We start from the raw sequence: 25,273 nt of genomic DNA on the forward strand, positions 1-25,273 counted from the left end.
TGGGCCGCCGGCGCCCGGGGGTGGCCGGAAAGCAGCAGGTCATGGCGTGAAGCCGGAAAAGGTTCCCGAACTCTTCTTCCATCGTGCTCTGTTGGGGGCGCGCAATGCCGCCGGGCGGGCCGCCGCTCCTAACGTGTCGCCCCGACGCTTCGAATGCATCGATCACTTGCGAACGCTTCAGCGAGAGGACCCCATGACCCAGCTTGCCGGCGGCCCCGCAGCGACTGCGCGGACCCGCACCGACCTGCCCCGGAGTTCCCGTACCGCTTCGTTCCTCTTCAACGGGCACGCGCCGCGCCGCAGGACGCCGGTCCTGATCGCCGCTGCGCTGTTCGGCTTCGCGCTCACCGTCGTCTGGTCGGCGGAGTTCGTGGACAAGACCATCGGCGGGAACGTGGCAGGGGCCCTGCTCGGCCACCCCGCCAAGGACGCCCCCCTCACGGGCGCCCTCGCGGGCATCGCCTTCGCGCTCGCCACCGGTGTCGCCGGCACGTTCACCGCGTGCAACATCGCGGTCTTCAGCGCCATCGCCCCGCTGGCCGGCCAGGTGCAGACCCGGCGCGGCCGGCTCGCCCGGCTGGTCCGGCCGCTGGGCTGGCTGGCCGTCGGGGCGGTGTCCGTCTCCGCGCTGTACGGAATGGTGGCCGCGCTGGCCGGTACCGGCATGCCGCAGTTCGAGCAGTCCTCGGGCGGGGCGGGTTCCGGCTTCTCCGGGCGCATGATCCAGGCGATGGTCGTCTACGGGGTGCTCGGGCTGGTCATGACGTACCTCGGACTGGCGGCCGCCGGGGTGACCCGGGATCCGCTGGCCGGGCTCACGGAGCGCTTCCCCAACGCCCCCATGGTGTTCATGGGCGCCCTGGTCGGGGCCTTCCAGCTGGGGCGCCCCTACGGCCTGTTCCGGCAGCTCTTCCGGGACGCCGCCGAGAGCCACAACCCGCTCTACGGGGCGGTGGCCTTCGGGCTCCAGGCCGTCGGCAACATCGTGATCGTCTCCCTGCTCTTCCTGCTGGTGGCCGGGCTGTTCGGCGAGCGCCTCGGCCGCTGGCTCACGGCCCGGCCGAGCCGGACCTCCGCGCTGATGGCCGCGGCCTTCGTCGCCGCGGGCGTGTTCATGATCCTCTACTGGGACGTGCGGATGCTGGCCCGGCGCGACCTCATCTGGTACCCGATGGCGCCCTGGGCCGGCTGAGCGGCCCGGTCGGGCCGGGGGCCGGGCCCGGCTGTGGGGGCCTGCCCCGGCTGCGGGGCCCGTCCCGTCGGCCGTCCGGACCCGCCCGGTGGCGCTGGCTGCGGGGGTCGGTCGTCGGCCTCCCGGACCCGGTCCCCGGCCCCCGGGCCCGCGCCGACGGCGGCGGCGCGCGGGTCCGCCGGTCCCGTTCCGGCTGCGGCTGCGGCTGCGGGGCCGCGGGGGTGTCATGGAAGGGTGACCGACAGGCGGCCGCGGCCCTGGCGGTGGTTCGTCCACCGGCGGGCCGTACGGCGATGGCGCAAGCTGCACACCCCCTCGGGCCAGCGCAGTGCGGCCGCCGCCGAGCGCAGGCACGGGTGGGTCACCGCGGCGGCGGTCCTGACCGGCCTCGGCACCCTGCTGGCCCTCGTGTTCAGCGGCCTCTCGCTCATGCAGGACCGGTCCGGCCTGGACATCCAGGACGAGGAGCAGATCGCGACCCGGTTCGGGGACGCGATGGAGGACCTGGCCGCGGAGTCCCCGCACCGTCAGCTCGGCGGCATCTACGCCCTCCAGCGCATCATGCACGACTCCCCGGAGGACCAGCCGCGGGTGATCTCCGTGCTGTCGGCCTACCTGCGCGACGAGGCGGAGAGGCCCAAGGGCGCCCCCGAGGAGCTGGGCAAGACCGACCCCCCGCCGCTCCCCGACGAGCACGTGGCGGCCGTGATCGAAGTGCTCGCGGGCCGGGACCCCGGGGACGACGGCGAGGCGAAGGTCAACTGGCACGACGCCTTCCTCCGCGGCCTCGTCCTCAGCTCCCGCACCGCCGACTCGGAGGAGGGCCCGGACGTACCGGTCTCGCACCCGCTCTCCTTCCCGTACGCCGACCTGAGCGGGGCCGACCTGCAGAAGGCGCAGCTCATGGGAGTGGACCTGGCCCATGCCCGGGCGGCCGGACTGGACCTGCGTCGGGCGGACCTGCGGCAGGTGGACCTGTCCGGGGCGGTCCTGTCCGGGGCGGACCTCTCGGACGCCGAGCTGTACAAGGTCGAGCTGGGGAGCGCCGACCTGGGCGGCGCCGACCTGACCGGAGCGCGCCTGACCGACGTGGTCCTCACCGGGGCCTACCTCGGCCCGCGCGACCGGCAGTCCGCCCCGGGCATCACCGGATCGGGCGCCGGCACCGGCGCCGATCTGACGGGGGCGCGGCTGAGCGACAGCCGGCTCGGCGGCGCCGATCTGCGGTACGCGGTCCTCACCGACGCGATCCTGATCCACACCGACCTGCAGAACACCGAACTGTCGGACGCGACGCTCAGCGGCGCCGCGCTGAACTCGGCCCTCCTCGACGGCGCGGCCCTGAACAGGGTCAAGGCGGACCACGCCCACCTGGCCGGAGCGCACCTGGCGGCCGCGAACCTCCGCGACGCGGACCTCACCGGCGCCGACCTCAGGCGGGCCGACCTGACCGCCGCCAACCTGTGGGACGCCCGCCTCGTCGGGGCCCGGCTGGACCGGGCGGTCCTGACCGCGGCGAACCTCTCCAGCGCCTCCCTGGCCGGCGCCCGGCTGACCGGCGCGGTGCTCCAGGGCGCCGACCTCGGCGTGGACCAGGGCGCGGGCATCGTCGCCGCCGAGGGCGACAAGCCGAAGCGGGACGCGCCGAAGATCGGCGCCACCGGGGCGGCGGACGGCGGTCAGGGCGCCGAACGGCCCGTGGACCTCGCCGAGGCGAAGCTGAACGGGGCGAACCTGTCCGGCGCCGACCTGAGCGAGGCCCGGCTGCGCGCCGCGGACCTCTCCACCGCCCTGCTGACGGGGGCGAGCCTGCGGCAGGCGGACCTCTCCGGCGCCCTGCTGGGCAACGCCTCGCTCCAGGGGGCCAACCTCTCCGGGGCGAACCTGGCGGGGGCCCGGCTGCGGGCGGCGAACCTCTCGGGGGCGAACCTCACCGGAGCCAGCCTGCGCGGCGCGGACCTCACCGGCGCCGACCTCGGCGGGGTGGACCTGGGCGGCACGGACTTCACCGACGCAATCGGCATCCCCCCGGACCTCCCACCCACCGGCTGACCGCCTCCGCCCCCACCGGCCGCCGAACCCCCGGCACCGGATCCCCGGCACCGGATCCCCGGCCCAGCCCCCGGCCGCGTGCCAAGCCGTTGGGTCGGTTCCGGGTCCGGCGTCGGGGCCCGCAGGCCGGCGCCGGAGTGCGTGCGGGGTGCGTGGGGGGCGGCTCAGGCGGCGATGCCCAAGGCGTGTCCCGCCGTTGCCGGGTCGGCGATGCTGCGCAGGAGGGCGTCCGCGACGTCCGCACGCGCGATGGTCCGGCCGCCCGGCACGTTCGCGTCGACGGCCTGCCGGTACCGCCCCGTGTGCGGCCGGTCCAGCAGCATCGGCGGCCGTACGACCGTCCAGTCCGTCCCGCTCCCCGCGATCACCCGCTCCATCGCCGCCAGGTCCGCGTACAGGTCCCGCAGCAGCCGGCGCAGCAGCGGGAAGACGAGGGCCCGGGTCAGGATGCCGTCCCCGTCGGCGACCGGCCCCACCGGAGCCGCGCTCACCGCCGCGAGCCTGCGCACCTCCGTCTGCGCCATCGCCGCCACCACCGCCGTCAGCGCGGGCGCGCACACCGGGGCGGCCTTGGCCTGCTTGTTGCCCGGCGCGCCCAGGGCGGAGATCACCGCGTCGCGTCCGGCCAGCACCGGGACGAGCGGGGCCGGGTCGGTCAGGGCGGGCACCGTGGCCACCCGCAGCAGCGGGTGGGCGGCCACCGGCAGCCGGGCCGGGTCGCGGACCACCGCGGTCACCTCGTGCCCCGCGTCGAGCGCCTGGCGGACGACGAGGCGGCCCACGCCACCGGTGGCTCCGAAGACCGTGAGCTTCATGGGGATTCCTTCCGTACCGCAGAGCAGGACGCGCAGAGGCCAAGAGGGGTGAGGGCAAGGGTGGGTGAGTATTCACTCACCCGGGCCTGCCGCTAGGGTGAGCGAATGCCCACCCCCGCGTCAAGCCGCCCCACTCCCGAGCGCCTCCTCGACGCCGCCGAGAAGCTGATGCGCAGCATCGGCCTCGCCCACGCGACGACCAAGGCCATCGCCCGCGAGGCCGGCTGCTCCGAGGCCGCGCTCTACAAGCACTTCGCGAACAAGGAGGAGCTGTTCGTACGGGTCCTCACCGAGCGCTCGCCCAACGCCGGGCCCCTGATGCGGGCGCTCGACGCGGCCCCGCCCGCGCCCGGCGCCGCTCCCGGGGCCGCCGGCGTCGAGGAGTCCCTCACCGAGATCGCCCGCCACGCCGCCCTGTTCTACGCCGACGCGATGCCCATGGCCGGCTCCCTCTTCGCCGAGCCGGAGCTCCTGAACCGGCACCGGGAAGGCATCCGGCAGATCGGCACGGGGCCGCACACCGTGCTCGACGCACTGGTCCGCAACCTCCTGCGGGAACGCGACAGCGGCCGCATCCGGGCCGACTGCGACCCGTACGCCGCGGCGGCCATGCTCCTCGGCGCCTGCTTCCAGCGCGCGTTCTTCCTGCACTTCTCGGGCCCGGAAGCGGTCCGCCCCGTGGCGGAGTTCGCCCCGGCGCTCGCCCGTACGACGTACGCCGCGCTCAGCTGAGGACCCGGGGGCCGGACCGCCCCGGGGCCGGGGCGGCGGACCGCCCGGACCAGCCCACCAGCAGCAGCGAGGCCGCGGCCGCGAACGCACACCACGTGGAGACGAACTCCAGCCGCCACAGGACCGCGCAGAGCACCGCCCCGGCCGCCACCACACCCCCCAGCACCCGCAGCCGGCGGTCCGCGGCCAGCAGCAGGGAGCCGACCGTGGCGCACAGGTACCCGGCGATCACCAGCGGGGCGTACGGCACCTCCAGCGCGTAGCCGACCGTGTGCCCCCGCACCTGCGCCGACACCGGCCGCACCGCCATCCGCCAGGCGAGGAAGGCCGCGACCACCAGCCCCGCCAGGCACGGCACCCCCAGCCGGCGCCGGCGGCCCGGGGGAGCGGCGAGCAGCACCCCGAACGGCACCCACACCGCCGCCAGTGGGAACGCGATCACCGCCCAGGCCGTCGTCGCCGGGCCGGTGCCCCCGCCGGCCCGCCAGACGGCCGCCTCCACCAGCTGGTGGGCGCCCAGCAGCAGCGGCAGGGCGGCCAGCGGCAGTTCCCGGATCCGGCCCGCCCTCAGCGTCCGCGCCGTGCAGACCGCGCCGGCGAGGGCGATCCCGGTCCCGGCGGCCAGGTCCGCCGTGGCGCTCCAGCACATGGCCTCACTCCGGAGGCGGTTCGAGCGGCGGCGCCGCCACCGTGCAGTAGGTGTGGCACTGCGGATGGCAGCCCGCGTCCGCCCGCGGGGTGCGCACGGTCGTCCAGGCCAGCACGGCGCCCAGCACCAGCAGCCCGGCACACCAGTACATGGCGGTCCGGAAGGCGCGGCCGAACTCCTCCGCCGACCGGTACGCCTCCGGGCCCATGCCGGCCAGCAGCGGCAGCGCCGCCACCGCGAGCAGCCCGGCCGCCCGCGCCGCCGCGTTGTTGATGCCGCTCGCCAGCCCCGCCCGCGCGGTCGGCACCGAGGACAGCACCGTCGCGGTCAGCGGGGCCACCAGCGCGGTCATGCCCAGCCCCAGCACGAGCAGCGCGGGCAGCACGTCCCGCGGATACGAGGCCCCCGGCCCCGCCCGCACCATCAGCAGCATCCCCGCTGCGCACAGCAGCGGCCCCGCGGTCAGCGGGATGCGCGGCCCGATGCGCTCCCCGAGCTCACCCGCCCGCGCCGACAGCAGCAGCATCAGCGCGGTCGTCGGCAGCAGCGCCGCACCCGCGCCCAGCGCCGACCAGCCGGCCACCACCTGGAGCTGGAGCACGGCGAGGAAGAAGAACCCGCCGAAGGCCGCGTACACGCACAGGGTCACCAGGTTGACGGCCGTGAACGTCCGCGACGCGAACACGTCCGGCGGCACCATCGGATCCCGCCGCCTGCGCTCCAGCACCACGAACCCGCCCGCCAGCAGCACCCCGGCCGCCGCCGTGGCGTACCCGGCGGGGGAGCCGGCCTCGATCAGCGCGTACGTGACCAGCGCCAGGGCCGCCGCGCCCAGGGCCGCACCGGCGATGTCGAACCGGCCGTGCGCCTGCGGATCACGCGACTCCGGTACGTGCCGCAGTGCGACGGGTATGCAGAGCGCGGCGAGCGGGACGTTCAGCAGGAACACCCACCTCCAGCCCGGCCCGTCCACCAGCCAGCCGCCGAGGAACGGCCCCACCGCGGCCCCCACCCCGCCCAGCCCCGACCACAGCCCCACCGCCCGCGCCCGGTCCTCCGGTGCCAGCGAGGACTGGATCAGGGCCAGGGAGCCGGGGGTCAGCAGCGCACCCCCGACGCCCTGCAGGGCCCGGGCGGCGATCAGCACCCCGGCGTTCGGCGCCAGCCCGCACAGCAGCGAACCTGCCCCGAACCAGGCCACGCCGAGCACGAACACCCGCCGCCGCCCGAAGCGGTCGCCCAGCGCCCCGCCCACCAGGATCAGCCCGGCGAGCGTGAGCATGTACGCGTTGACCGTCCACTGGAGCGTGGCCATCGTGGCCCCGAGGTCCCGGCCGATCCGGGGCAGGGCCACGTTGACCACGGTCGAGTCGAGCAGGGCCATGCTCGAACCGAGCACCGTGGTGAACAGCACCCACCTGCCCTGGGCGGTGCCGAGCCGGACCCCGCCGGCCGGCTCCGCCCGCCGGCCCTGCGCCGCCGGCACCCGTGCGGATTCCATGGCTTCAGGCTGCCCGCAACCCGGCCGCACGGCCAGCCCGCCGCCCGCCGTACGCGGTCGGAGACCGGCCAACCGCGACGGCCGCTACGGCAGCTCCGCCCGGCCCGCACGGAACCCTCCCGCCGGCCCGTACGCCGCCTCCGCCCGGGCCCGTACGCCCCGTCCGCCCGCCCGGTGCGGCAGCCCCGCCGGGTGCGGCCCCCGGCGCCCGGGGGGAGGATGGCGCCATGCTGCTGGCCGAGGTCGCACGCGTGTCCCGGGAGGTGGCCGGAGCCTCCGCCCGGTCCGCCAAGACCGCCCTGCTCGCGGGCCTCTTCGCCGCCGCGCCCCCGGAGGAGGTGGACCTCGTCATCGCCTACCTCGCGGGGAAGCCGCCGCAGGGCCGGATCGGAGTGGGGTGGCGGCTGCTGAGCGAGCCGGTGCCGCCCGCGCCCGAGCCCGTACTGACGGTGGCGGCCGCCGACGCGGCGCTGACGGAACTCGCGGCCGTCTCCGGCCCGGGCGCGCAGGCCGCGCGCCGGGCGCTGCTCGCCGGACTGCTGGGCCGGGCGACCGCACCCGAGCAGGACTTCCTCGTGCGGCTGATCTCCGGCGAGGTGCGCCAGGGCGCCCTGGCGGCCCTCGCCCTGGAGGGGGTGGCCGCGGCCGCCGGAGTGCCGGCGCCCGAGCTGCGCCGGGCGGTCATGCACGCCGGGGCCCTGCCCCCGGTGGCCCGCGCGGTGCTCGCCGAGGGACCGGGGGCACTGGCGGCGTTCACGGTGACCGTGGGACACCCGGTGCAGCCGATGCTGGCGCACACCGCGAAGTCGGTGGCCGAGGCGCTGGCGGCGCTCGGCCCGTGCAGCGTGGAGGAGAAGCTCGACGGCATCCGGGTGCAGGTGCACCGCACCGCGGACGCGGTCCGCGTGTACACCCGCTCCCTGGAGGAGATCACCGGGCGGCTGCCCGAGGTCACGGCCCTCGCTCAGGGCCTGCCGGGCGGTGACTTCATCCTGGACGGGGAGGTCATCGCGCTCGGTGCGGCCGGCCGGCCGGTGCCCTTCCAGGAGGTGGCGAGCCGGGTGGGCTCGCGGGTGGACGTGGCCGCGGCGCACGCCGCACTGCCGCTGAGCCCGGCCTTCTTCGACGTCCTGGCGGCGGACGGCCGGGAGCTGCTGGACCGGCCGCTGCGGGAGCGGCACGCGGCCCTGGACCGGCTGGTCCCGGCGGAGGCGCGGGTGCGCCGCCTGGAGGTGGCCGACCCGGCCGCCGGCGCGGGGGAGGCCGAGGAGTTCTGGCGGGCTGCCCTCGACCGAGGCCATGAGGGAGTCGTCGTCAAGGCGCTGGACTCGGCCTACTCGGCGGGGCGCCGAGGGCGCATGTGGCTCAAGGTCAAACCGGTGCACACGCTCGACCTGGTGATCCTGGCCGCCGAGTGGGGGCACGGCCGGCGCACCGGTTTCCTGTCCAACCTGCACCTGGGTGCGCGCGCCGCGGACGGCGGCTTCGTGATGCTCGGCAAGACCTTCAAGGGACTCACCGACGCCATGCTGCGGGAGCAGACCGAGCGGCTGACCGCGCTGGCCGTCTCCGACGACGGGTTCACGGTGCGGGTGCGCCCGGAACTCGTCGTGGAGATCGCCTACGACGGACTCCAGCGCTCCCCGCGCTACCCCGCCGGGGTCACGCTGCGCTTCGCGCGGGTGCTGCGCCACCGGCCGGACAAGACGGCGGCGGAGGCCGACACCGTGGAAACGGTGCTGGCCTCCGCCTGAGTCCTGGCCCTGAGCGCCGGGCCCGTCCTGAGCGCCGGGCCCTGACCGTGGGGCCCGCGCGCCGGTCCGACTACTCGACGACGAGCTCGACCGGGATGTTGCCGCGGGTGGCCTTGGAGTACGGGCAGACCTGGTGGGCCTTCTTGACCAGCAGCTCGCCGGTCTCGCCGTGCAGCGCCTCGGGCAGCTCCACGCGCAGGGTCACGGCCAGCCCGAAGCCGCCGTCGGTGTCCTTGCCGATGGAGGCCTCCGCCGTCACGGAGACGTCGCTGGTGTCCACCCGCTCCTGGCGGCCGACCAGGCCCAGGGCGCTGGCGAAGCAGGCCGCGTACCCGGCGGCGAAGAGCTGCTCCGGGTTGGTGCCCTGACCGCTGCCGCCGAGGGCCGGGGGCATCGCCAGGGGCAGGTCGATCTGGCCGTCGGAGCTGACGGCGCGGCCCTCGCGGCCGTTGGCGGTGGCGACGGCGGTGTACAGAGCGTCCATGGGAGGCGTCCTCTCGCGGTTGGCTGGCGCGGCCCTCTCGGTGCCACCCCACAAATGAAGCACACAATTAAGTTGTGCACAACTCAATCACTCCCGAGGTAGCCTGGACCCATGACCGAACGCTCCCTGGAGACCGTCGCCGACCAGGACTTCCTGCGCCTGGACGGCCAGATCTGCTTCTCCCTGAACGCCGCCTCGCGCGCCTTCGGGGGCCTCTACCGGATCCTCCTCAAGGACCTCGGCCTCACCTACCCCCAGTACCTCGTGATGCTGGTCCTCTGGGAGCAGGGCACCGTTCCGGTCAAGGAGCTGGGCCGCAGCCTGCGGCTCGACTCGGGGACCCTCTCCCCGCTGCTCAAGCGGCTGGAGGCGGCCGGGCTCGTCCACCGCGAACGCAGCGCCGAGGACGAGCGCTCCGTGCACATCTCGCCCACCGCCGCCGGGACCGCACTGCGCGAGCGCGCCGCCCAGGTGCCCCGGCGGATCGCCACCGCCACCGGCTTCGGCCTCGACGAGATCCTCGACCTCCGGTCCCGCCTCGACCGCCTCACCGAGGCCCTGGACGCGGCAGCGGCCACCGAGGGCGCCTGAGCGCCCCGCCGCGCGGACACCGTCGAAAAACCGGGCCCGGCGCGGCCCGGAACGCCCCCGGGGCGGGCTTCCGCGGGGCCGTGCACGCCCGTCCGCCCCGGGCGGTGAGGGTGCCCCCGGCCGGTGGCCCACCGGCGCGTCCAGAGCCCGCCCGCGGCCTTCCTGCAACTCCCGTACCAGCCCGCTGAGCTGGGCTTCCAGCGCGTGGCACCGTAGCGTTCAACCCCTGGCGAAGGGGGAGTTGATGGACCGCACCATACGCTCGGTCGAAGACGTGATGGAGCTGCTCGACGGGCTGTTCGCGGCCGAGGCGGACCGCTGGACCGAAGGCGCCGCCCCGTGGTGGGACGCCTTCTACGCGGACCGCGACCGGGACGTGCCGTTCTTCGTGGCCAAGCCCGACGAAAACCTCACCGGCCACCTCGACAGCGGCCTGCTCACCCCGGGCCGCGCCCTCGACCTGGGCTGCGGCCCCGGCCGCAACGCCCTGCACCTGGACGCCGCCGGCTTCGACGTGGACGCCGTGGACCTCTCCCCGGCCGCCCTCGCCTGGGCCCGCGACCGCGCCCGGGAGACGGGGGCCGGAGTCCGGTTCCACTGCGGGGACGCGTTCGCCCTCACCCGGACCGAACTGACCGGCCCCTACGACCTCGTGTACGACTCGGGCTGCTTCCACCACCTGCCCCCGCACCGGCGGATCGGCTACCTCGACCTGCTCGACCGGGTCCTCGCCCCGGGCGGGTACTTCGCACTCACCTGCTTCGCCGCCGGCGGCATGGGCTCCGAACTCTCCGACGCGGACTTCTACCGGCAGTCCGCCCTGCACGGCGGCCTGGCCTACACCGACGCATCGCTGCGCCGGATCTTCTCCGACTACGAGGTGGTCGAACTCCGCCGCATGGCCGACGAACCCGCGGACTCCCCGCGCTTCGGCGAACCCTTCCTGTGGACGGCCCTCTTCCGCCGCCCCGCACCGGGCGCGGACGCCTGAGCGGCCACGCCCGGCGCGCCCTGCGGCAACAGCGGCCGGCCGGCATCGCCCGCGAGGCCCGCGGCGGCGCCCGCCGCGGCCCCCGGGCGCGCCGCCGGCCCGTACGGGTCAGCCCAGTTCGGCCAACTGCTTGAGGGCCGCGTCCACGGACTCCCGGCGGGCCGGCAGGAGCGGGAGGCGGACGTCGGCGGTCGGGATGCGGCCCTGCGCGTGCAGGACGCCCTTGATCACGGTGGGGTTGGGCTCGGCGAAGGCGGCGGCCGAAAGCCGGGCCAGGGCGTGCCCGAGCTCGCGGGCCCGGCCGGCCTCGCCCGCCCGCCAGGCGGCGGCCAGTTCGGCGAACCGGGCGGTGGCCAGGTGCGCCGAGGCCAGGATGCCGCCCGCCGCGCCGAGCGCCAGCAGCGGGGACAGGAACACGTCGTCCCCGGCCAGCACGGCGAACCCGGCCGGGAGGTCGCCCAGCAGCCGGACCGCCTGGTCGTCCAGGCCCGCCGCGTACTTGACCCCCGCCACCCCCGGCAGCTCGCCGATCGTGCGCAGCGTGGCGGCGTCGAGCGGCAGCCCCGTGCGGTACGGGATGTGGTAGACGACCAGCGGCACCGGGCTCGCCGCCGCGAGCCGCGTGAAGTGCGCGATCACTCCTTCGGGTGAGGGCCGCGTGAAGGAGGGCACGATCACCAGCGCGCCCCCCGCCCCGGGCCACCGGGCCAGCCGGGCGAGGGCCGCCTCGCTCGCGCGCGTGTCGCTGCCGCCCGCCCCGATCAGCAGCCCGGCGCCGCGCTCGCGGCACACCCGCGCGCACACGTCCACCACCGCGTCCCGCTCGGCCGCGTCCAGCGTGGCCGACTCGGCGGTGGTGCCGAGGGCGACGATCCCGGCCGCACCCCCGTCGAGGGCCTCGTGGGCCAGCGCCTCCAGCGCCTCGTACGCGACGTCGCCGGCCGCGGTGAAGGGGGTGATGAGCGGTACGTGGATCCCGTGCAGGGCGGTCTCGGAAGTCATGCTGACGAGGGTGGCCGCGGCAGAACGCTCAGGTCCAGTTCGCATTTCTGTTCTCAAACGTAAGCTGAGCTGATGCTCGATGTCCGACGCCTGCGCCTGCTGCGCGAACTCGCCGTACGCGGCACCATCGCCGCCGTGGCCGAAGCCCTGGCCTTCACCCCCTCGGCGGTGTCCCAGCAACTCAGCGCCCTGGAACGGGAAGCCGGGCTCCCGCTCCTGGAGCGGACCGGCCGCCGGGTGCGCCTCACCCCGGCCGGCGAGAACCTCGTCCGGCACGCCGACGCCGTGCTGGAACGGCTCGAACAGGCCGCCGCGGAACTCGCCGGAGCCCGGCACGGCCTGGCCGGACCCCTGCGGATCGGCGCCTTCCCCACCGCCACCCGGGCCATCGTCCCGGCCGCCCTGACGGCCCTGGCCGCCCGCCACCCGGGACTGGAGCCGATGGTCTCGGAGACCGATCCGGCCGCCGTGGCCCACGCCCTGCGGGCCGGGGACCTGGACGTGGCCCTGGTCCACGAGTACGACTTCGTGCCCTTCCCGGCCGAAACCGGAGTGACCACGCTCGACCTGTTCACCGAGGCCATGTACCTGGCCTCGCCGGGCCCCGCCCCCCGGCCCCCCGCCGGCGGACCGCGCCCGGTGCCCGCCGGCCCCGGGGCCGACCCCGCGGACCTCGCGCGCTGGCGCGAGGCCCCCTGGATCACCGCCACCCCCGGCACCCTCTGCCACACCATGGCCGTACGGGCCTGCCAGGCCGCCGGGTTCACCCCCCGGGTCCGCCACCAGATCGACGAGTTCGCGACCGTGCTGGCCATGGTGGCGGCCGGGCAGGGGGTGGCGGTCGTACCGCAGCTCGGGGTGGTGGACCCCGGACCCGCCGTCCGCCTGGACCGGCTGCCGATGCAGCGCCGGACCCAGATCGCCTTCCGCAGCGGGGCCGCGGCCCATCCCGCGGTCTCCGCGGTCACCGCGGCCCTGCGCGATGCCGTGCCCGCCGGCCTGGCCGCCGGGCTGCTGCGGCCCGCCGCCGCGCCGCCCGCGGACTGACGGACGCGGTACGCGGCTCCCGTGCCGTACCGGGATGCCCGGGGCGGGATGCCCGGGGCGGGGTGCCCGAGGCGGGGTGAGGCGGGGCGGGGTGAGGCGGTGTGGGCCGCCCGCGTCGGACGCCGGTGGCTCGGCGCTGCCCGGGCGCCGCTGCTCAGGCGCCGACCGCGGCGAGCACCGCCTCCGTGGTGACCACCTTCGCGAACCGCATGTGGTGCAGGACCGCGGCGGTCCCCCGCGCCAGCTCCTCCGCGGGCACCGTGACCCCGTCCGGCCCCTTCAGGCCGAAGGTGTGCATGGCGTCGATCGGGAACACCGTGTCGTAGCCGAGGTTGCCGGCCATGCGCGCCGTGCTCTCGTTGCAGACGTTCGTCATGATGCCGATGACCACCACCTGGCGGGCGCCGCGCTCCTGGAGCCAGGCGTGCAGGTCGGGGGTGCCGTAGAAGGCGCTGTTGACCGTCTTGGTGATCTGGAGGTCCGCCCGGATCCCGGCCACCTCCGGCTTCAGCTCGTAGCCGGGGGTCCCCGGCTCGAACGGTCCGGACTCCGTGACGTGCCGGACGACGACCACCGGCCGTCCGGTCTCCTGCCAGGCGGTGGCGATCGCCGCGATGTGCTTCTCGGCGTCCGGGTTGTCGCGCACCCCCCAGAACTCGCTGTCGTCAAAGCCCTGCTGCACGTCCACCACGATGAGGACGGAGTCGGAATCGATGGTCAGAGGGGCGTCGAATGCGCTCGTGTTCGTCATGCCCTCATCCTCGGACGCGGCCGCCGGGGGCCGTGATCGTCGAGGCCGCCGCCGATCGATACATTCCCGCCATGGGTATTCCGGAGTTCACGTCCGTCGGCTGCCTCGTCTTCGACGGCGTACGCGCCTTCGACTACGCGGTGATCGGAGAGGTCTGGGCCGAGCGGGCGGCGGGCCACGGACCCCGCTTCGACCTGCGGGTCTGCGGGCCCGAAGGGGGTCCGGCCCGGCTCGGGGGCGGGCTGGAGCGGACCCCGGACCACCCGCTGGAGGCCCTGCTCGACTGCGACCTGGTCATGATCCCCGGCATCACGGACCCGGGCGCCGCCTCCCCGCCCGCCGTCCTGGACGTCCTGCGGGCCGTGCACGCGCGGGGCATCCCGCTCGCCTCGCTGTGCGCCGGGGCGTTCGTGCTCGGGGAGGCCGGCCTGCTCGACGGACGGGCCGTCACCACCCACTGGGCGCTCACCGGGGAGCTGGCCCGCCGGCACCCGGCCGCCGAGGTCCGGCCCGAGGTGCTGTTCACCGGCGACGGGGGCATCTGGAGCTCGGCGGGGGTGGCCGCCGGCATCGACCTGTGCCTCCACCTGGTCCGCTCCGCGCACGGCCAGCAGACCGCGGCGGCGATCGCCCGGGCCATGGTCACCGCCCCCTTCCGGGCGGGCGGCCAGGCCCAGTTCATCCCCTCTCCGGTGCCCGAGGCGGAAGCCGGCCAGGACCCGCTGGCCGAGGCCCGCCAGCAGGTCCTCGCCGACCTGGCCCGGCCCTGGACGGTCCGGACCATGGGCGCGCTGGCCCACATGTCGGAACGTTCCTTCGCGCGCCGGTTCGCCGAGGCCACCGGCACCACCCCGCTGCGCTGGCTCCTCGACCAGCGGATCCTGGCCGCGCAGCAGCTGCTGGAGGAGACCGGCCTGCCCGTGGACGAGATCGCGGTCCGCTGCGGCTTCGCCTCGGCGGTCTCCCTCCGCCCGCCGTTCACCCGGCGGGTCGGGGTGTCCCCGCGCGAGTACCGCACCGCCTTCCGCGGCCGGACCGCCTGAGGGGGTCCGGGAACGGCCTGCGGGCGCGTCCGTTCAGAGCAGCGGGCCCAGCGAGGCCGCCGCCTCCCGCAGGGCCGGGACGTACGACTCGATCTCCTCGCGCGGCACCAGGAAGGTCACGGTGGTGACGCTGACCCCGCCCACCGGCCGCCCGGACCCGTCCACCACGGCCGCCCCGATGCAGCGGATGCCCGGCTCGTTCTCCTCGTCGTCCAGGGCGTAGCCCCGCTCCCGTACGGCCTCCAGGTCGGCGGACAGGGCCGCCCGGGTGGTGAGCGAGGCCGGCGTGCGGCCGGGCAGGCCCGTGGCCGCCAGCAGGGCGTCCGCCTCGGCGGCGGGCAGCGCGGCGAGGACGCTCTTGCCGATGGCCGTCGTGTGCAGGGGCATCCGCATGCCGGTGCGGGAGGCGGTGCGGAAGGGCCGGGCGTGGTCCTCCAGCTTGCGGATGTAGGTGACCGTCTCCCCGCTGTGCAGGGCCAGGTGCACGGTCTGCCCGGTGGCCTGCTGGAGCCGGCCCAGCACCTGGCCGATGCCGGCGGGCTCGCCCGCCGCGACCTCCGCCGCGAGGGTGCGCAGCCGCGGGCCCGCCGTGTACCGCACCTCGTCGGCGGCCCGTACGTAACCCTGCCCGGCGAGCGCGGCCAGGATCCGGTGCGTGCTCGACTTGGGCACGTCCGCGGCGCGCGCGATGTCGGTGAGCCGGTGCGGTCCGCCGGGCGCCGCCACCGCCTCCAGGATGCGCATCGACTTCTCCAGTGCGGTGCCGGCGGCCGAGGTGCGGCCGCCGCGCGGGGCCGTCCGTTCCCCGGGAGCCGGTGCCGGCACCGGTGCCGCTGTGCCCGTGTCCTGATCCGCAGTCACCCGGTGTCCCGTCCCGTCCTTGTGTAGAGTCCCTGGCAGAAGTTCCGTTACACGGTACTGAGTTCTACTACGTGGAACAAGATGGACTGGAGGGGGAGGGGACCCATGTCCTGTCATCCGTTCGCGGTGATCGCCGCGCAACGCCTGCTGCCCGTACTGCGCAGCGCCGTCCCCGAAGAAGCCGTGGCCCGCACCGCGGCCCTGCTCGCGGCCGGGGCCCGGGCCGTGGAGCTGACCACCTCCACCCCCGGCTGGGCCGGGGCGGTGGCCGAGGCCGCCGGTCTCGGCGGCCCGGGCGGCCCGGGCGCGGTCGTCGGGGTGGGCACCGTGACCACGGCCGCACAGGCGGAAACGGCCCTGGACGCGGGCGCCGCCTTCCTCGTCTCGCCGTTCCCCGCACCGGAAGTCCGCGCGGTCGCCGAACGCCGCTCGGCCGCCTTCCTCGAAGGGGGCTTCACCCCGGGCGAGATCGCGGCCGCCGCCCGGCACGGCGCCGCCAAGGTCTTCCCCGCCCACGCCGTCGGCCCCGACTACCTCCGCTCGCTGCGGGCGGTGCTGCCCCCGTCCCTGCTCGTGCCCACCGGCGGCATCCGCCCCGCCGACGCGGCCGCCTGGCTCGACGCGGGCGCCGACGCCGTCGGCATCGGCTCCGGCCTGCCCGCCGACCACGCCGCGCTGGCCGCGGCCTTCGCCGCCGTGGCCCGGCCCTGCGCCTGCTGCGGGGAGGGCCCGTGAACGGCGGGACGGCGGGGGAGCGGTACGACGTCCTGGTGCTCGGCGAGGTCCTCGTCGAGATCCACACCGAGGCCCCGCTGCGTGCCGCCCGGGCCGGCACCGAGGCCAGGATCGCCTTCTCCGGGGACGCCCTGAACTCCGCCGCCGCCGCGGCGGCCGCGGGCGCGCGCACCGCCCTGCTCGCGGTGGTCGGCGAGGACGAGCTGAGCCGGCCCCTGCTGGACCGCGCGGCGGACCTCGGCATCGACGTCACCCGGATCCGGACCGCCCCCCGGCCCAACGGCGCCTACCTGCTGGCCGCGGACACCGAAGGCGACCGGGAGTTCGTCTACTGGCGCTCCCGCAGCGCCGGCTCCACCCTCTCCCCGGCCCACATCGAATCCTGGCGCCCCCTGCTGGCCTCCGCCGGAGCCCTGATCACCAGCGGGATCACCGGCGCCCTCTCCGCGGAGAGCCGGGCCGCCGTGGCGGCCGCCGCCCGCATCGTGCACACCGCCGGCGGCCACCTCACCTACGACGCCAACTTCCGCGCCCGGCTCACCGGCCGGTCCGCCGCCCGGGAACTGCTGGCGCAGCTGGCACCGCTGGCCGGACTGCTGAAGCTCTCCTGCCCGGCCGACGCCCGGGCCCTGCTGGACACCGCGGATCCGGCGGCCGCCGCGGCCCGGGCCCGCGCCCTCGGCGCCCGATCGGTGGCCGTCACGGCGGGCGCCGGCCGGCTGCTGCTCGACAGCGGCGCCGGACCCGTGCACCTGCCCGTGCCCGTCAACCCGCACCCGGTGGACGCCACCGGCGCCGGCGACTGCTTCACGGGCACCGCCACCGCCCGCCTCGCCCTGGGCGACCCCCTCGAAGAGGCCGTGGCCCACGCCCTGTCCGCGGCCTCGCTGTCGGTGTCCGGCCGCGGGGGCACCGGACGGATCCCGGCCTTCGCCGAAACGGCCGCCCTCACCGCGGCCCACCGGGAGGCGACCGCGAGCAGGCGCCCTACCGGGCCGCCGCCGGCAGCCGCACCCTGACCCGCTGGGTGGCGCCCGCGGTCCCGGTCAGGTCTCCGAACCGCACGCGGAGCACACTGCCCGCCGCGGCCTCGACCACGGTGGCCGGGCGGGAGAGCACCGCGGCCACCGGGCGGTGCCAGACCACGGTCAGGGCCGTCCGCATCCGCATGGGATCCGAGACGCACACCTCCGCGGTCCCGTCCGGCCGCTCGCGGACCGTCACCGAGCACGGCCCGTCCGCCTCCAGGGGCCCGACCCGGCCCGCCAGCCAGAAGTTGACCCCCATGAAGCCGAGCGAGCCGACCCGGACACCCTGCTGCGCCTCGGTGTTGGCGAGCACCGCCGCCCACCCCGGGTCCGCGGCCCGCGCCGCCGTCTGCGCGACGCCCGCTCCCGGCATCATCTGGTACGCGTACCCGGCGGCCACGGGATCGGTGCCGTGGTCGTACCAGAGGGTCAGATAGCGGCGGCTGAGCTCGGTCGCGGTGCCGCCCCGGTTGATGTCCGACCAGCGGCCCGTGCGCTGCTCGCGCAGGGCCCGGAACACGCTCCCGCCCGCGGCGGCCCCGAGTACGTACCCCCCGAACCCCCCGATGTGCGCCCACCCGGGCGCGCCGAAGGCGGCCGACCAGGGCAGCGCGGAGGGCTGCGGCACCCCGCCCACGGTCAGCGTGTGCCCGCCCGCGGCGCCCAGGTTCCGGTTGTCCACCACCGAGGCCACCGCGGCGCCGTCCGTGCAGCGGATGCCCGCCCCCAGGCACACCACCGAGTCGGCCAGGAAGAACCAGGACTTCTTGGCCACCAGGGTGCTCGACAGCCCCTTGAGGTGCTGGCCCACCGAGGCGAACTCCCCGTCCGTGGAACCCCCCACCCAGGTCACGTCCGGCCGTGAGGCCCCCCACTCGCCGCCCGCCGCGTCCGCGAGCGGCTTGCGGGAGGCCGTGGTGCCCGGCAGCCGGTACGGGTCGACGGTCGGCCAGAAGGCGTCCGAGTACTGGCCGTTGCCGTACCCGGCGCCCCACCAGCACAGCATTCCGCTTCCGGTGTGCCAGCCGCGCAGGTTCTCGCCGTTGCCGCACTCGTAGTGCGCGATCCGCTGCGAGGCCATGCTGACCGAGGCCGCCCAGCCGGGCCGCCGGTGCGTCACCCGGTCCATCGCCCCGAAGATCCGGTGCCCGACCGGTTCCGGCAGCGCGGGCACCGCGGGGTCCGCGGCCACCTCCGCGAGCCGCGCCAGCGCCGACACGGGCAGCGAGGCATCGGACAGCGGCGGCCCGTAGTAGTCCCGCTCCACCCAGCCCTTGACCAGCCCCCGCCACCGGGCCCGCTCCGCCGCCCCCGCACCCTCGCCCAGCAGCAGTACGGCCGCCAGCACCGCATGCCCGCGCCGGTGGTCGTCCTGCTGCACCTGCCGCACGTCCTCGACCGCCAGTCCCCGGCTGACCGCCCGCCCCGAAACCCCGTCCATGACCAGTCCGTTGAACAGGAACGGCGCCCACGCCCCCTCCACCGCGCCGAACACGGTCCGCACCTGCGGGTCGGTCACCTCCCAGGCCGACCCCTTCAGCAGGGCCAGCAGCAGCCCGATCCCCCCGAGCAGCACGGACCCGTACGTCCCGGTGTACGGCACCCAGGTGTGCTGGATGAACGACCCGTCCGCATACAGCCCGTCCCCCGAGGCCACGTACGGGAACACCGGGGACAGCGCGTCCCGCGCCAGCGCGAGCTTCGCCGCCTCCCCGCCCACCACCCCGCGCAGCGCCAGCACCCGGCACAGGTCCACCCGGTTGGCGCCCGTGCTCTTCCCGCCGTACGTGCCCACGGCCGAGTCCGGCACGTACCGGTCCACCGCCGCACAGGCCGCCGCCACCCGGCCCTCGGACAGCTCCTCGTCCATCAGCACGAGCAGGTCCAGCAGCGCCTGCGGGGCGCCGATCTGCCAGCACCACCAGTTGCCGAACGGCGCCTGCCCCGGGTGGTACACCTGCGCCAGCAGATGCCCGAGGCCGGTGTCCACCGCCGACGCGAGCCCGGCATCCCCGGTCAGCCCGGTCCCCGGCTGGGCGAATGCCTCGGCCATGGTCCGCAGCCGCACGAAACTCTGCAGCATGCGGTCCGAGTACCCGAACGACTCCGAGTCCAGGTCCGGTTCGGGATCGGCGTACCCGAGGTCGGGCCACAGCGACCCGGTTGCCGGAACCATGGCGGCCCGCCACCGCCCGGCGGTCTCCCCGAGCTCCGCCAGTCGCGACCGGAACGGCTCCGCCCCCGGCGCGAACCCCCCGCCCAGCAACAGCCCTCGCCAGGTGCGCCGCAGCGCCCCGTACGGATCCTCCGCCGACGCCTCCGAAGCCGTACCGGCGGCCAAGGGCACGGCCACCCCGCCCGCCGCGGTGCGCAGGAACGTGCGCCGGGTCCACGGTGCTGCTGTCATGAGGGACTCCCGTGCCAGGGCTCATCCAGACAGCTGAACTCTTAGCAACAGACGCGTCACCCGCTCAAGAGACGCGACCGACCCGAGCGAATCGATCGATTCCCGGCCCTCGCGACCCCGGCCCCCTTCCTCGCACGGCCCCGCCTGCCGGCCGCCCGCGCCCTACATCCCCGCGCTGTCCGCGCTGTCCTGGCTGCCCGCACCTTCCGCAGCGTCCACATGCCGTCTGTACCGGTCGATCACCTCCTCCAGCACCTCGTCCCCCGGCCGCGCCCACAGGGCGGGGCTGAAGATCTCCACCTCCACGGGCCCCGCGTACCCCGCCGCGTCCGTGAGCTCCCGGAAACCGCGCAGGTCGATGACCCCGTCCCCCAACTGCCCCCGCCCCAGCAGCACCCCTTCCGGCAGGGGGGTCACCCAGTCGGCCACCTGCACCGACAGGAGCCGTCCGCCCGCCCCCGCCCGGTGCACCTGCCGCACCAGGTCCTGGTCCCACCACACGTGGTACGCGTCCACCACCACGCCCACCTGCTCCGCAGGGAACCGCTCGGCCAGGTCAAGCGCCTGCCCGAGGGTGGAGACCACGCACCGGTCCGAGGCGAACATCGGATGGAGCGGCTCGACCGCCAGCCGCACCCCGTGTGCCGCCGCCACCGGAGCCAGCACCCCCAGGGCCTCGCCCACCCGCTCCCGCGCCCCCGCCAGGTCCCGGTCCCCGGCCGGTATGCCGCCCGACACCAGCACCAGCGTGTCCGTGCCGAGCGCGGCCGCCTCCTCGACGGCCCGGCGGTTGTCGTCGAGGGCCGCCCGCCACCGCCCGGGATCCCGGTCCGTGAAGAACCCGCCCCGGCACAGGGAACTCACCGAGATCCCCGCCCGCTCCAGCAGCTCCGCCGTCCTGCGCACCCCGTGGGCCCGCACCGGTTCCCGCCACAGCCCCACGGTCCGCACCCCGGCGGCGGCACAGCCCGCCACCAGCTCCGGCACCGACCACTGCCGGACCGTCTCCTGATTGAGGCTCAGCCGCGCCGGTGCTCCGCTCATACCGCCACCCCCTGCCCGTGCAGCAGCGAGCGCATCCGCTCCTCGGCGAGCTCCGGATCGGGGAACAGACCCAGCCGGTCGGCCTGCTCGTACGCCGTCGCCAGGTGCGGCAGGGTCCGAGCGGTCTGGAGGCCCCCGACCATCGTGAAATGGTCCTGATGGCCCGCCAGCCAGGCCAGGAGCACCACCCCCGTCTTGTAGAACCTCGCCGGCTCGGCGAACAGGTGGCGCGCCAGGCGCACCGTCGGATCCAGCAGCCCCCGGAACCCGTCCGGGTCCTGCGCGTCCAGGGCGGCCGCCGCCCGCGCCGCCAGCGGGGCCAGCGGATCGAACACGCCCAGCAGGGCATCGCTGGCATGCCGTCCGTCGCCTTCGATCAGCTCCGGATAGTGGTGGTCGTCGCCGGTGAAGCAGCGCACCCCGGGCGGGAGGCGCCGGCGTATGTCCCGCTCCCGGGCCGGATCCAGCAGGGAGACCTTCACCCCCGCCACCTTTCCCGGGTGCTCCGCCACCAGCGCGAGGAACACCTCCGCGGCCTCGTCCGTGCCGGACCGCCCCCAGTAGCCCGCCAGCGCCGGATCGAACATCGGCCCCAGCCAGTGCAGCAGCACCGGCCGCGCGCTCTGCCGGAGCAGCCCGCCGTACACCCGGAGGTAGTCCTCCGGCCCGCGGGCCGCCGCCACCAGCGCCCGCGAGGCCATCAGGACCGCAACCGCCCCGCACTCCTCGACCCAGGCCAGCTGCTCCTCGTACGCGGCGGTGATCTCGTCGAGGGTGTGCGGTCCGGGGGCCAGCTGGTCCGTGCCCGCCCCGCAGACGATCCGCCCGCCCACCGCCCTCGCCTCGGCCGCCGACCGCCGGATCAGCTCGGCCGCCGCGGGCCACTCCAGGCCCATGCCGCGCTGCGCCGTGTCCATGGCCTCGGCCACGCCCAGTCCGTGCGCCCACAGATGGCGGCGGAAGGCGAGCGTGGCCTCCCAGTCCACGGGTGCGTCCGATCCGGTGCCCGCGCCCGATTCCGTACCGGCACGTGCCCCTGCGCCCGAGCCCCTGCCCGCTCCCGCCCCCGGGACCCGGCCCGCTGCCCCCGCCGCGAGCGGAGCTGCGACCACGTGCGCGGCCGCGTACAGCACCCGGCTGCGGGCCGGTGCGTACCGCACGGGCGGGAGGGGATCGGTGGCGGGGCGGTACACCCTCGTGCGCCCGTCCGGGCCCGGAAGCCGGATGCTCACCACGCCACCTCCGGCACGTCCAGGCGCCGGCCCTCCACCGCCGAGCGCAGCCCCAGATCGGCCAGCTGCACGCCCCGGGCCCCGGCCAAGAGGTCCCAGTGCCACGGGTCGCCCAGCACCACATGGCGCAGGAACAGCTCCCACTGGACCTTGAAGCCGTTGTCCCACTCCGTGTTGTCGGGGACCTCCTGCCACTGCGTGCGGAAGCTGTCGCCTGCCGGAAGGTCCGGATTCCACACCGGCTTCGGGGTGGCCGACCGGTGCTGCACCCGGCAGCCGCGCAGCCCCGCCACGGCCGATCCGTGCGTGCCGTCCACCTGGAACTCGACCAGCTCGTCCCGGTGGACCCGCACCGCCCAGGAGGAGTTGATCTGGGCCACCACCCCGCCCTCCAGCTCGAACACCGCATACGCGGCGTCCTCGGCGGTGGCCCCGTACGGCTTGCCCTGCTCGTCCCAGCGCTGCGGCAGATGGGTGCGGACCAGGGCCTGGACCGAGCGCACCCGGCCGAACAGCTCGTGCAGCAAGTACTCCCAGTGCGGGAACATGTCGGCCACGATGCCGCCGCCGTCCTCGGAGCGGTAGTTCCACGACGGGCGCTGCGCGGTCTGCCAGTCCCCTTCGAACACCCAGTACCCGAACTCCCCGCGCACCGACAGGATCTCCCCGAAGAACCCGCCGTCGATGAGCCGTCTGAGTTTGCGCAGCCCCGGCAGGAACAGCTTGTCCTGGACCACCCCGTGCCGCACCCCCGCCGCGGCCGCCAGCCGGGCCAGCTCCAGGGAGGCCCCGAACCCGGTCGCCGTCGGCTTCTCGCAGTAGACGTGCTTGCCGGCGGCCAGCGCCTTGCGCAGGGCGGCCTCTCGGGCAGCGGTGACCTGCGCGTCGAAGTAGAGCTCCACCTCGGGGTCGGAGAGCACCGCGTCCAGGTCCGTGCTGTACGCCTCGATCCCGTGCCGGGCGGCGATCTCGCGCAGGGCGGCCTCGCGTCTGCCGACCAGCACCGGCTCCGGCCACAGCACGGTCCCGTTCCCGAGGTCGAGCCCGCCCTGCTCGCGCAGGGCCAGCACGGAGCGCACCAGATGCTGCCGATAGCCCATCCGCCCCGTCACACCGTTCATCGCGATCTTGATCGTCCTGCGGTCCATCGGTCCCTGCCCCCTTGTGTGTGCCTCGATCCGGTCGTGGAAGTGCCGCACGGAAAGCGCATGAAAAGCGCCTTGAACGCGCATGGAAAGCTGATAGAAAGCGCTTTCTGTCCTCCCCACGGTAAAGTGGCGCCCACCACCCGCACAATCACCTGTTCGAATGAAGAAAGCGCTTTCCGAACTGCCTTCCGAAGGGCGGACAACGATGGCAGTGACCCTCGCCGACGTCGCATCCCACGCGGGCGTCTCACCCGCGACGGTCTCCCGCGTCCTCAACGGCAACTACCCCGTGGCGGGCGGCACCCGCACCCGCGTCGAACGGGCCATGGAACAGCTCGGCTACGTGGCCCACGGCCCCGCCCGGGCGCTCGCCGGAGCCACCTCCGACCTGGTGGGCGTCCTCGTGCACGACGTGGCCGACCCGTACTTCGGAGTGCTGGCCGCGGCCCTGCAGCAGTCCTTGGGCGCCAAACTCGCCGTCGTGTGCAGCACGGCGGGCGCGCCCGAGGCCGAACTCGCCCACCTCACACACCTGGAGCGCCAGCGGGCCGCGGGCATCGTGCTCACCGGCGGCGCGGTCGAGGAGCCGGGGCACACCGCCGCGCTCGCCGCCCGCATCACCCGGATCGCCGGGGCCGGCACCCCCGTCGTGCTGTGCGGGCGCCCGCCCCTGGACCTGCCCGGCGGCCTGCCCGTCAGCACCCTCCGGTTCGACGACCGCGGGGGCGCCGCCCGGCTCACCGGCCACCTCCTCGACCTCGGCCACCGGCGCATCGCCTACGTCGCCGGGCCGCCGGCCCTCAGCACCACGCGGGCCCGCCTCGACGGGCACCGCGAAGCGCTGCGCGCCCGCGATCCGGAGCTTCCCGCGCTGTGCGCACCCCTGACCCTGCACGCGCCCTTCGACCGGGCCGCGGGGTACGACGCCACGCGCGAACTCCTGCGCCGGGGCGGCGGGTTCACGGCGGTCGTCGCCGCAAACGACACCATCGCGACGGGCGTGACCGCCGCCCTCCGCGACGAGGGCCTCGCGGTCCCCGCGGACGTGTCCGTGGCGGGCTTCGACGACCTGCCGTTCTGCGTGGACGTGGCCCCGGCGCTGACCACCGTACGGGTGCCGCTCCGCGAGGCGGGGGCGCTCGCCGGCGAGCTGGTCACCGGACGCCGGCGGCCGCCGCACGGCGGGGTGAGCACCCTGCCCACCGAGCTGCTGGTGCGCGGCTCGACCGCACCGCCGCGTCCGGAGGAGAGGTCCCGGCCGTGAAGTACGCGTTCTCCACCCTCGGACTGCCCGGCGCGGCCCTCGCGCGCACCGCCCGGCTCGCGGCCGCGCACGCCTTCGACGGGGTGGAGCTGCGGATCCACCCCGAGGAGCCGCTCCACCTGCGCTCCACCGCGGACGAACGGGTCGCGGCGCGGGGTGTGTTCGCAGACGAAGGGGTGTCCGTGCTCGGACTGGCCGGGTACGCGCGGGTTGCCGAGGAAGGGCCCGACGAGCCGCTGCTCGCCGAGCTGAGGGCACTCGTCGGACTGGCGGCCGAGCTGGGTGCCCCGTGCGTACGGGTCTTCCCGGGCGGGGGCGGCGCCCCGAAGGCGATCGCCGACCGCAACGCGGTGCGGCGCCTCGCCGCCGTGGCCCCGTATGCCGACGGGCACGGGGTGCGGGTGCTGCTGGAGACCCACGACTCGCACCGCACCGGGGCCGATGCGGCCCGGGTACTGGACCGGGTCGGGCACCCGGGTGCGGGCGCGTTGTGGGACGTGCTGCACACGTGGCTGGGCGGTGAGGAGCCGGCGGCCACGTGCGCGGTGCTGCGCGGGCACCTGGGGTATGTGCAGGTCAAGGACGTGGCCTCGCGGTCGGACACGAGTCCGCTGGCGCTGGGGGCGGGGGTGCTGCCGCTCGCGGAGGCGGTGGCGCAGGTGGGGGACGGGTGGCTGTGCTGGGAGTACGAGAAGCGGTGGTATCCGGGGGTGGCGGAGCTGCCGGGGCTGCTGGGGGCGGGGCGGGCGTACCTGGGTGCGCTGGTGGGCGGGGCCTGAACACGGCGTGATCCGGCTCGACCGAGTCGCCGGGCTCTGCCCGGACCCGCGCCTCAAGGGGCGGCCGGGCTGGAGGTTGCTCCTGCGCCATCAGCGCTGGCGGGGCTGGGTTTTGCCGGGTCACCGGGCTCTGCCCGGACCCGCTCCTCAAGCGCCGGAGGGGCTGGTTGT

The 25,273-nt window shown here is 75.9% G+C and carries 23 protein-coding genes; 12 read left to right on the top strand and 11 right to left on the bottom strand.

Going from position 1 to position 25,273, the window contains the following annotated elements; translation table 11 throughout:
• The first annotated feature begins 193 nt into the window (after nucleotides 1–193).
• Nucleotides 194–1,192 carry a hypothetical protein gene (locus ACZ407_RS27255; protein ID WP_468132699.1) on the top strand — a complete coding sequence of 333 codons (999 nt, stop codon included), beginning with the start codon at nucleotides 194–196 and terminating at the stop codon, nucleotides 1,190–1,192.
• Between the two features lie 234 nt (nucleotides 1,193–1,426).
• Nucleotides 1,427–3,244, top strand: a complete 1,818-nt coding sequence (locus tag ACZ407_RS27260) for a pentapeptide repeat-containing protein (RefSeq protein WP_468132701.1) — start codon at nucleotides 1,427–1,429, stop codon at nucleotides 3,242–3,244.
• A 164-nt stretch (nucleotides 3,245–3,408) separates the two neighbouring features.
• On the opposite strand, the gene ACZ407_RS27265 is transcribed toward ACZ407_RS27260, so the two are convergent.
• Nucleotides 3,409–4,059 carry an NAD(P)-dependent oxidoreductase gene (locus tag ACZ407_RS27265; protein WP_468132703.1) on the bottom strand — a complete coding sequence of 217 codons (651 nt, stop codon included), beginning with the start codon at nucleotides 4,057–4,059 and terminating at the stop codon, nucleotides 3,409–3,411.
• A gap of 105 nt (nucleotides 4,060–4,164) precedes the next feature.
• Between ACZ407_RS27265 and ACZ407_RS27270 the strand changes: the two genes are divergently transcribed.
• Nucleotides 4,165–4,791 carry a TetR/AcrR family transcriptional regulator gene (locus tag ACZ407_RS27270; protein ID WP_468132705.1) on the top strand — a complete coding sequence of 209 codons (627 nt, stop codon included), beginning with the start codon at nucleotides 4,165–4,167 and terminating at the stop codon, nucleotides 4,789–4,791.
• Here ACZ407_RS27270 and ACZ407_RS27275 read toward each other — a convergent pair.
• Together ACZ407_RS27275 and ACZ407_RS27280 are read right to left on the bottom strand one after the other, a co-directional pair.
• Nucleotides 4,784–5,440 carry a DUF6629 family protein gene (locus ACZ407_RS27275; RefSeq protein WP_468132707.1) on the bottom strand — a complete coding sequence of 219 codons (657 nt, stop codon included), beginning with the start codon at nucleotides 5,438–5,440 and terminating at the stop codon, nucleotides 4,784–4,786. The two genes, ACZ407_RS27270 and ACZ407_RS27275, sit on opposite strands and share 8 nt — an antisense overlap.
• Before the next feature lie 4 nt (nucleotides 5,441–5,444).
• Nucleotides 5,445–6,941 carry an MFS transporter gene (locus ACZ407_RS27280; RefSeq protein ID WP_468132709.1) on the bottom strand — a complete coding sequence of 499 codons (1,497 nt, stop codon included), beginning with the start codon at nucleotides 6,939–6,941 and terminating at the stop codon, nucleotides 5,445–5,447.
• 227 nt (nucleotides 6,942–7,168) lie between these two features.
• On the opposite strand from ACZ407_RS27280, the gene ACZ407_RS27285 reads away from it, so the two are divergent.
• A complete protein-coding gene (locus tag ACZ407_RS27285; RefSeq protein WP_468132711.1) occupies nucleotides 7,169–8,695 on the top strand; it encodes an ATP-dependent DNA ligase in 1,527 nt (508 codons plus the stop codon).
• A gap of 70 nt (nucleotides 8,696–8,765) precedes the next feature.
• Here ACZ407_RS27285 and ACZ407_RS27290 read toward each other — a convergent pair whose 3' ends face one another.
• Nucleotides 8,766–9,179, bottom strand: a complete 414-nt coding sequence (locus tag ACZ407_RS27290) for an organic hydroperoxide resistance protein (RefSeq protein WP_468132713.1) — start codon at nucleotides 9,177–9,179, stop codon at nucleotides 8,766–8,768.
• 111 nt (nucleotides 9,180–9,290) lie between these two features.
• Between ACZ407_RS27290 and ACZ407_RS27295 the strand changes: the two genes are divergently transcribed.
• Together ACZ407_RS27295 and ACZ407_RS27300 are read left to right on the top strand one after the other, a co-directional pair.
• Nucleotides 9,291–9,770, top strand: a complete 480-nt coding sequence (locus ACZ407_RS27295) for a MarR family winged helix-turn-helix transcriptional regulator (protein ID WP_468132715.1) — start codon at nucleotides 9,291–9,293, stop codon at nucleotides 9,768–9,770.
• A 244-nt stretch (nucleotides 9,771–10,014) separates the two neighbouring features.
• A complete protein-coding gene (locus ACZ407_RS27300; protein ID WP_468132717.1) occupies nucleotides 10,015–10,761 on the top strand; it encodes a class I SAM-dependent methyltransferase in 747 nt (248 codons plus the stop codon).
• Nucleotides 10,762–10,869: 108 nt separating this feature from the next.
• On the opposite strand, the gene ACZ407_RS27305 is transcribed toward ACZ407_RS27300, so the two are convergent.
• Complete coding sequence (locus tag ACZ407_RS27305; RefSeq protein ID WP_468132719.1) at nucleotides 10,870–11,763, bottom strand: dihydrodipicolinate synthase family protein; 894 nt, start codon at nucleotides 11,761–11,763, stop codon at nucleotides 10,870–10,872.
• 72 nt (nucleotides 11,764–11,835) lie between these two features.
• Here ACZ407_RS27305 and ACZ407_RS27310 point away from each other — a divergent pair, with 72 nt between their 5' ends.
• Nucleotides 11,836–12,810 carry a LysR family transcriptional regulator gene (locus tag ACZ407_RS27310; protein ID WP_468132721.1) on the top strand — a complete coding sequence of 325 codons (975 nt, stop codon included), beginning with the start codon at nucleotides 11,836–11,838 and terminating at the stop codon, nucleotides 12,808–12,810.
• 154 nt (nucleotides 12,811–12,964) lie between these two features.
• Here ACZ407_RS27310 and ACZ407_RS27315 read toward each other — a convergent pair whose 3' ends face one another.
• The gene (locus tag ACZ407_RS27315) at nucleotides 12,965–13,561 is read right to left on the bottom strand and encodes a cysteine hydrolase family protein (protein ID WP_468132723.1); all 597 of its coding nucleotides are present in this window, start codon (nucleotides 13,559–13,561) and stop codon (nucleotides 12,965–12,967) included.
• Between the two features lie 71 nt (nucleotides 13,562–13,632).
• Between ACZ407_RS27315 and ACZ407_RS27320 the strand changes: the two genes are divergently transcribed.
• Nucleotides 13,633–14,604, top strand: coding sequence for a GlxA family transcriptional regulator (locus ACZ407_RS27320; protein WP_468132725.1), 972 nt, complete (start codon nucleotides 13,633–13,635; stop codon nucleotides 14,602–14,604).
• 33 nt (nucleotides 14,605–14,637) lie between these two features.
• Here ACZ407_RS27320 and ACZ407_RS27325 read toward each other — a convergent pair whose 3' ends face one another.
• Nucleotides 14,638–15,429, bottom strand: a complete 792-nt coding sequence (locus ACZ407_RS27325; RefSeq protein ID WP_468132727.1) for an IclR family transcriptional regulator — start codon at nucleotides 15,427–15,429, stop codon at nucleotides 14,638–14,640.
• 141 nt (nucleotides 15,430–15,570) lie between these two features.
• Between ACZ407_RS27325 and ACZ407_RS27330 the strand changes: the two genes are divergently transcribed.
• Nucleotides 15,571–16,200: an aldolase gene (locus ACZ407_RS27330; protein ID WP_468132729.1), complete on the top strand. Its 630-nt coding sequence runs from the start codon at nucleotides 15,571–15,573 to the stop codon at nucleotides 16,198–16,200.
• Nucleotides 16,197–17,219, top strand: a complete 1,023-nt coding sequence (locus ACZ407_RS27335) for a PfkB family carbohydrate kinase (RefSeq protein ID WP_468132731.1) — start codon at nucleotides 16,197–16,199, stop codon at nucleotides 17,217–17,219. The genes ACZ407_RS27330 and ACZ407_RS27335 overlap by 4 nt, the downstream gene beginning before the upstream one ends.
• Here the strand turns inward: ACZ407_RS27335 and ACZ407_RS27340 are convergent.
• The 4 genes from ACZ407_RS27340 to ACZ407_RS27355 all read right to left on the bottom strand — a co-directional run bounded on the left by ACZ407_RS27340 (nucleotide 17,188) and on the right by ACZ407_RS27355 (nucleotide 23,059).
• On the bottom strand, nucleotides 17,188–19,635 hold the full coding sequence (locus tag ACZ407_RS27340; RefSeq protein ID WP_468132733.1) for a polysaccharide lyase 8 family protein: 2,448 nt from the start codon (nucleotides 19,633–19,635) through the stop codon (nucleotides 17,188–17,190). The genes ACZ407_RS27335 and ACZ407_RS27340 overlap by 32 nt on opposite strands.
• A gap of 162 nt (nucleotides 19,636–19,797) precedes the next feature.
• Nucleotides 19,798–20,679: a sugar phosphate isomerase/epimerase family protein gene (locus ACZ407_RS27345; protein WP_468132735.1), complete on the bottom strand. Its 882-nt coding sequence runs from the start codon at nucleotides 20,677–20,679 to the stop codon at nucleotides 19,798–19,800.
• Entirely contained in the window at nucleotides 20,676–21,911 is a 1,236-nt protein-coding gene (locus tag ACZ407_RS27350) for a dihydrodipicolinate synthase family protein (protein ID WP_468132737.1), read from the bottom strand. The genes ACZ407_RS27345 and ACZ407_RS27350 overlap by 4 nt, the downstream gene beginning before the upstream one ends.
• Nucleotides 21,908–23,059: a Gfo/Idh/MocA family protein gene (locus ACZ407_RS27355; RefSeq protein ID WP_468132739.1), complete on the bottom strand. Its 1,152-nt coding sequence runs from the start codon at nucleotides 23,057–23,059 to the stop codon at nucleotides 21,908–21,910. The genes ACZ407_RS27350 and ACZ407_RS27355 overlap by 4 nt, the downstream gene beginning before the upstream one ends.
• A 205-nt stretch (nucleotides 23,060–23,264) precedes the next feature.
• On the opposite strand from ACZ407_RS27355, the gene ACZ407_RS27360 reads away from it, so the two are divergent.
• On the top strand, nucleotides 23,265–24,323 hold the full coding sequence (locus ACZ407_RS27360; RefSeq protein ID WP_468132741.1) for a LacI family DNA-binding transcriptional regulator: 1,059 nt from the start codon (nucleotides 23,265–23,267) through the stop codon (nucleotides 24,321–24,323).
• Nucleotides 24,320–25,102, top strand: a complete 783-nt coding sequence (locus ACZ407_RS27365; RefSeq protein WP_468132743.1) for a sugar phosphate isomerase/epimerase family protein — start codon at nucleotides 24,320–24,322, stop codon at nucleotides 25,100–25,102. Before ACZ407_RS27360 ends, ACZ407_RS27365 begins: the two co-directional genes overlap by 4 nt.
• The last annotated feature ends 171 nt before the right edge of the window (nucleotides 25,103–25,273 follow it).

This window comes from Streptomyces sp. NPDC030809 (assembly GCF_055572195.1).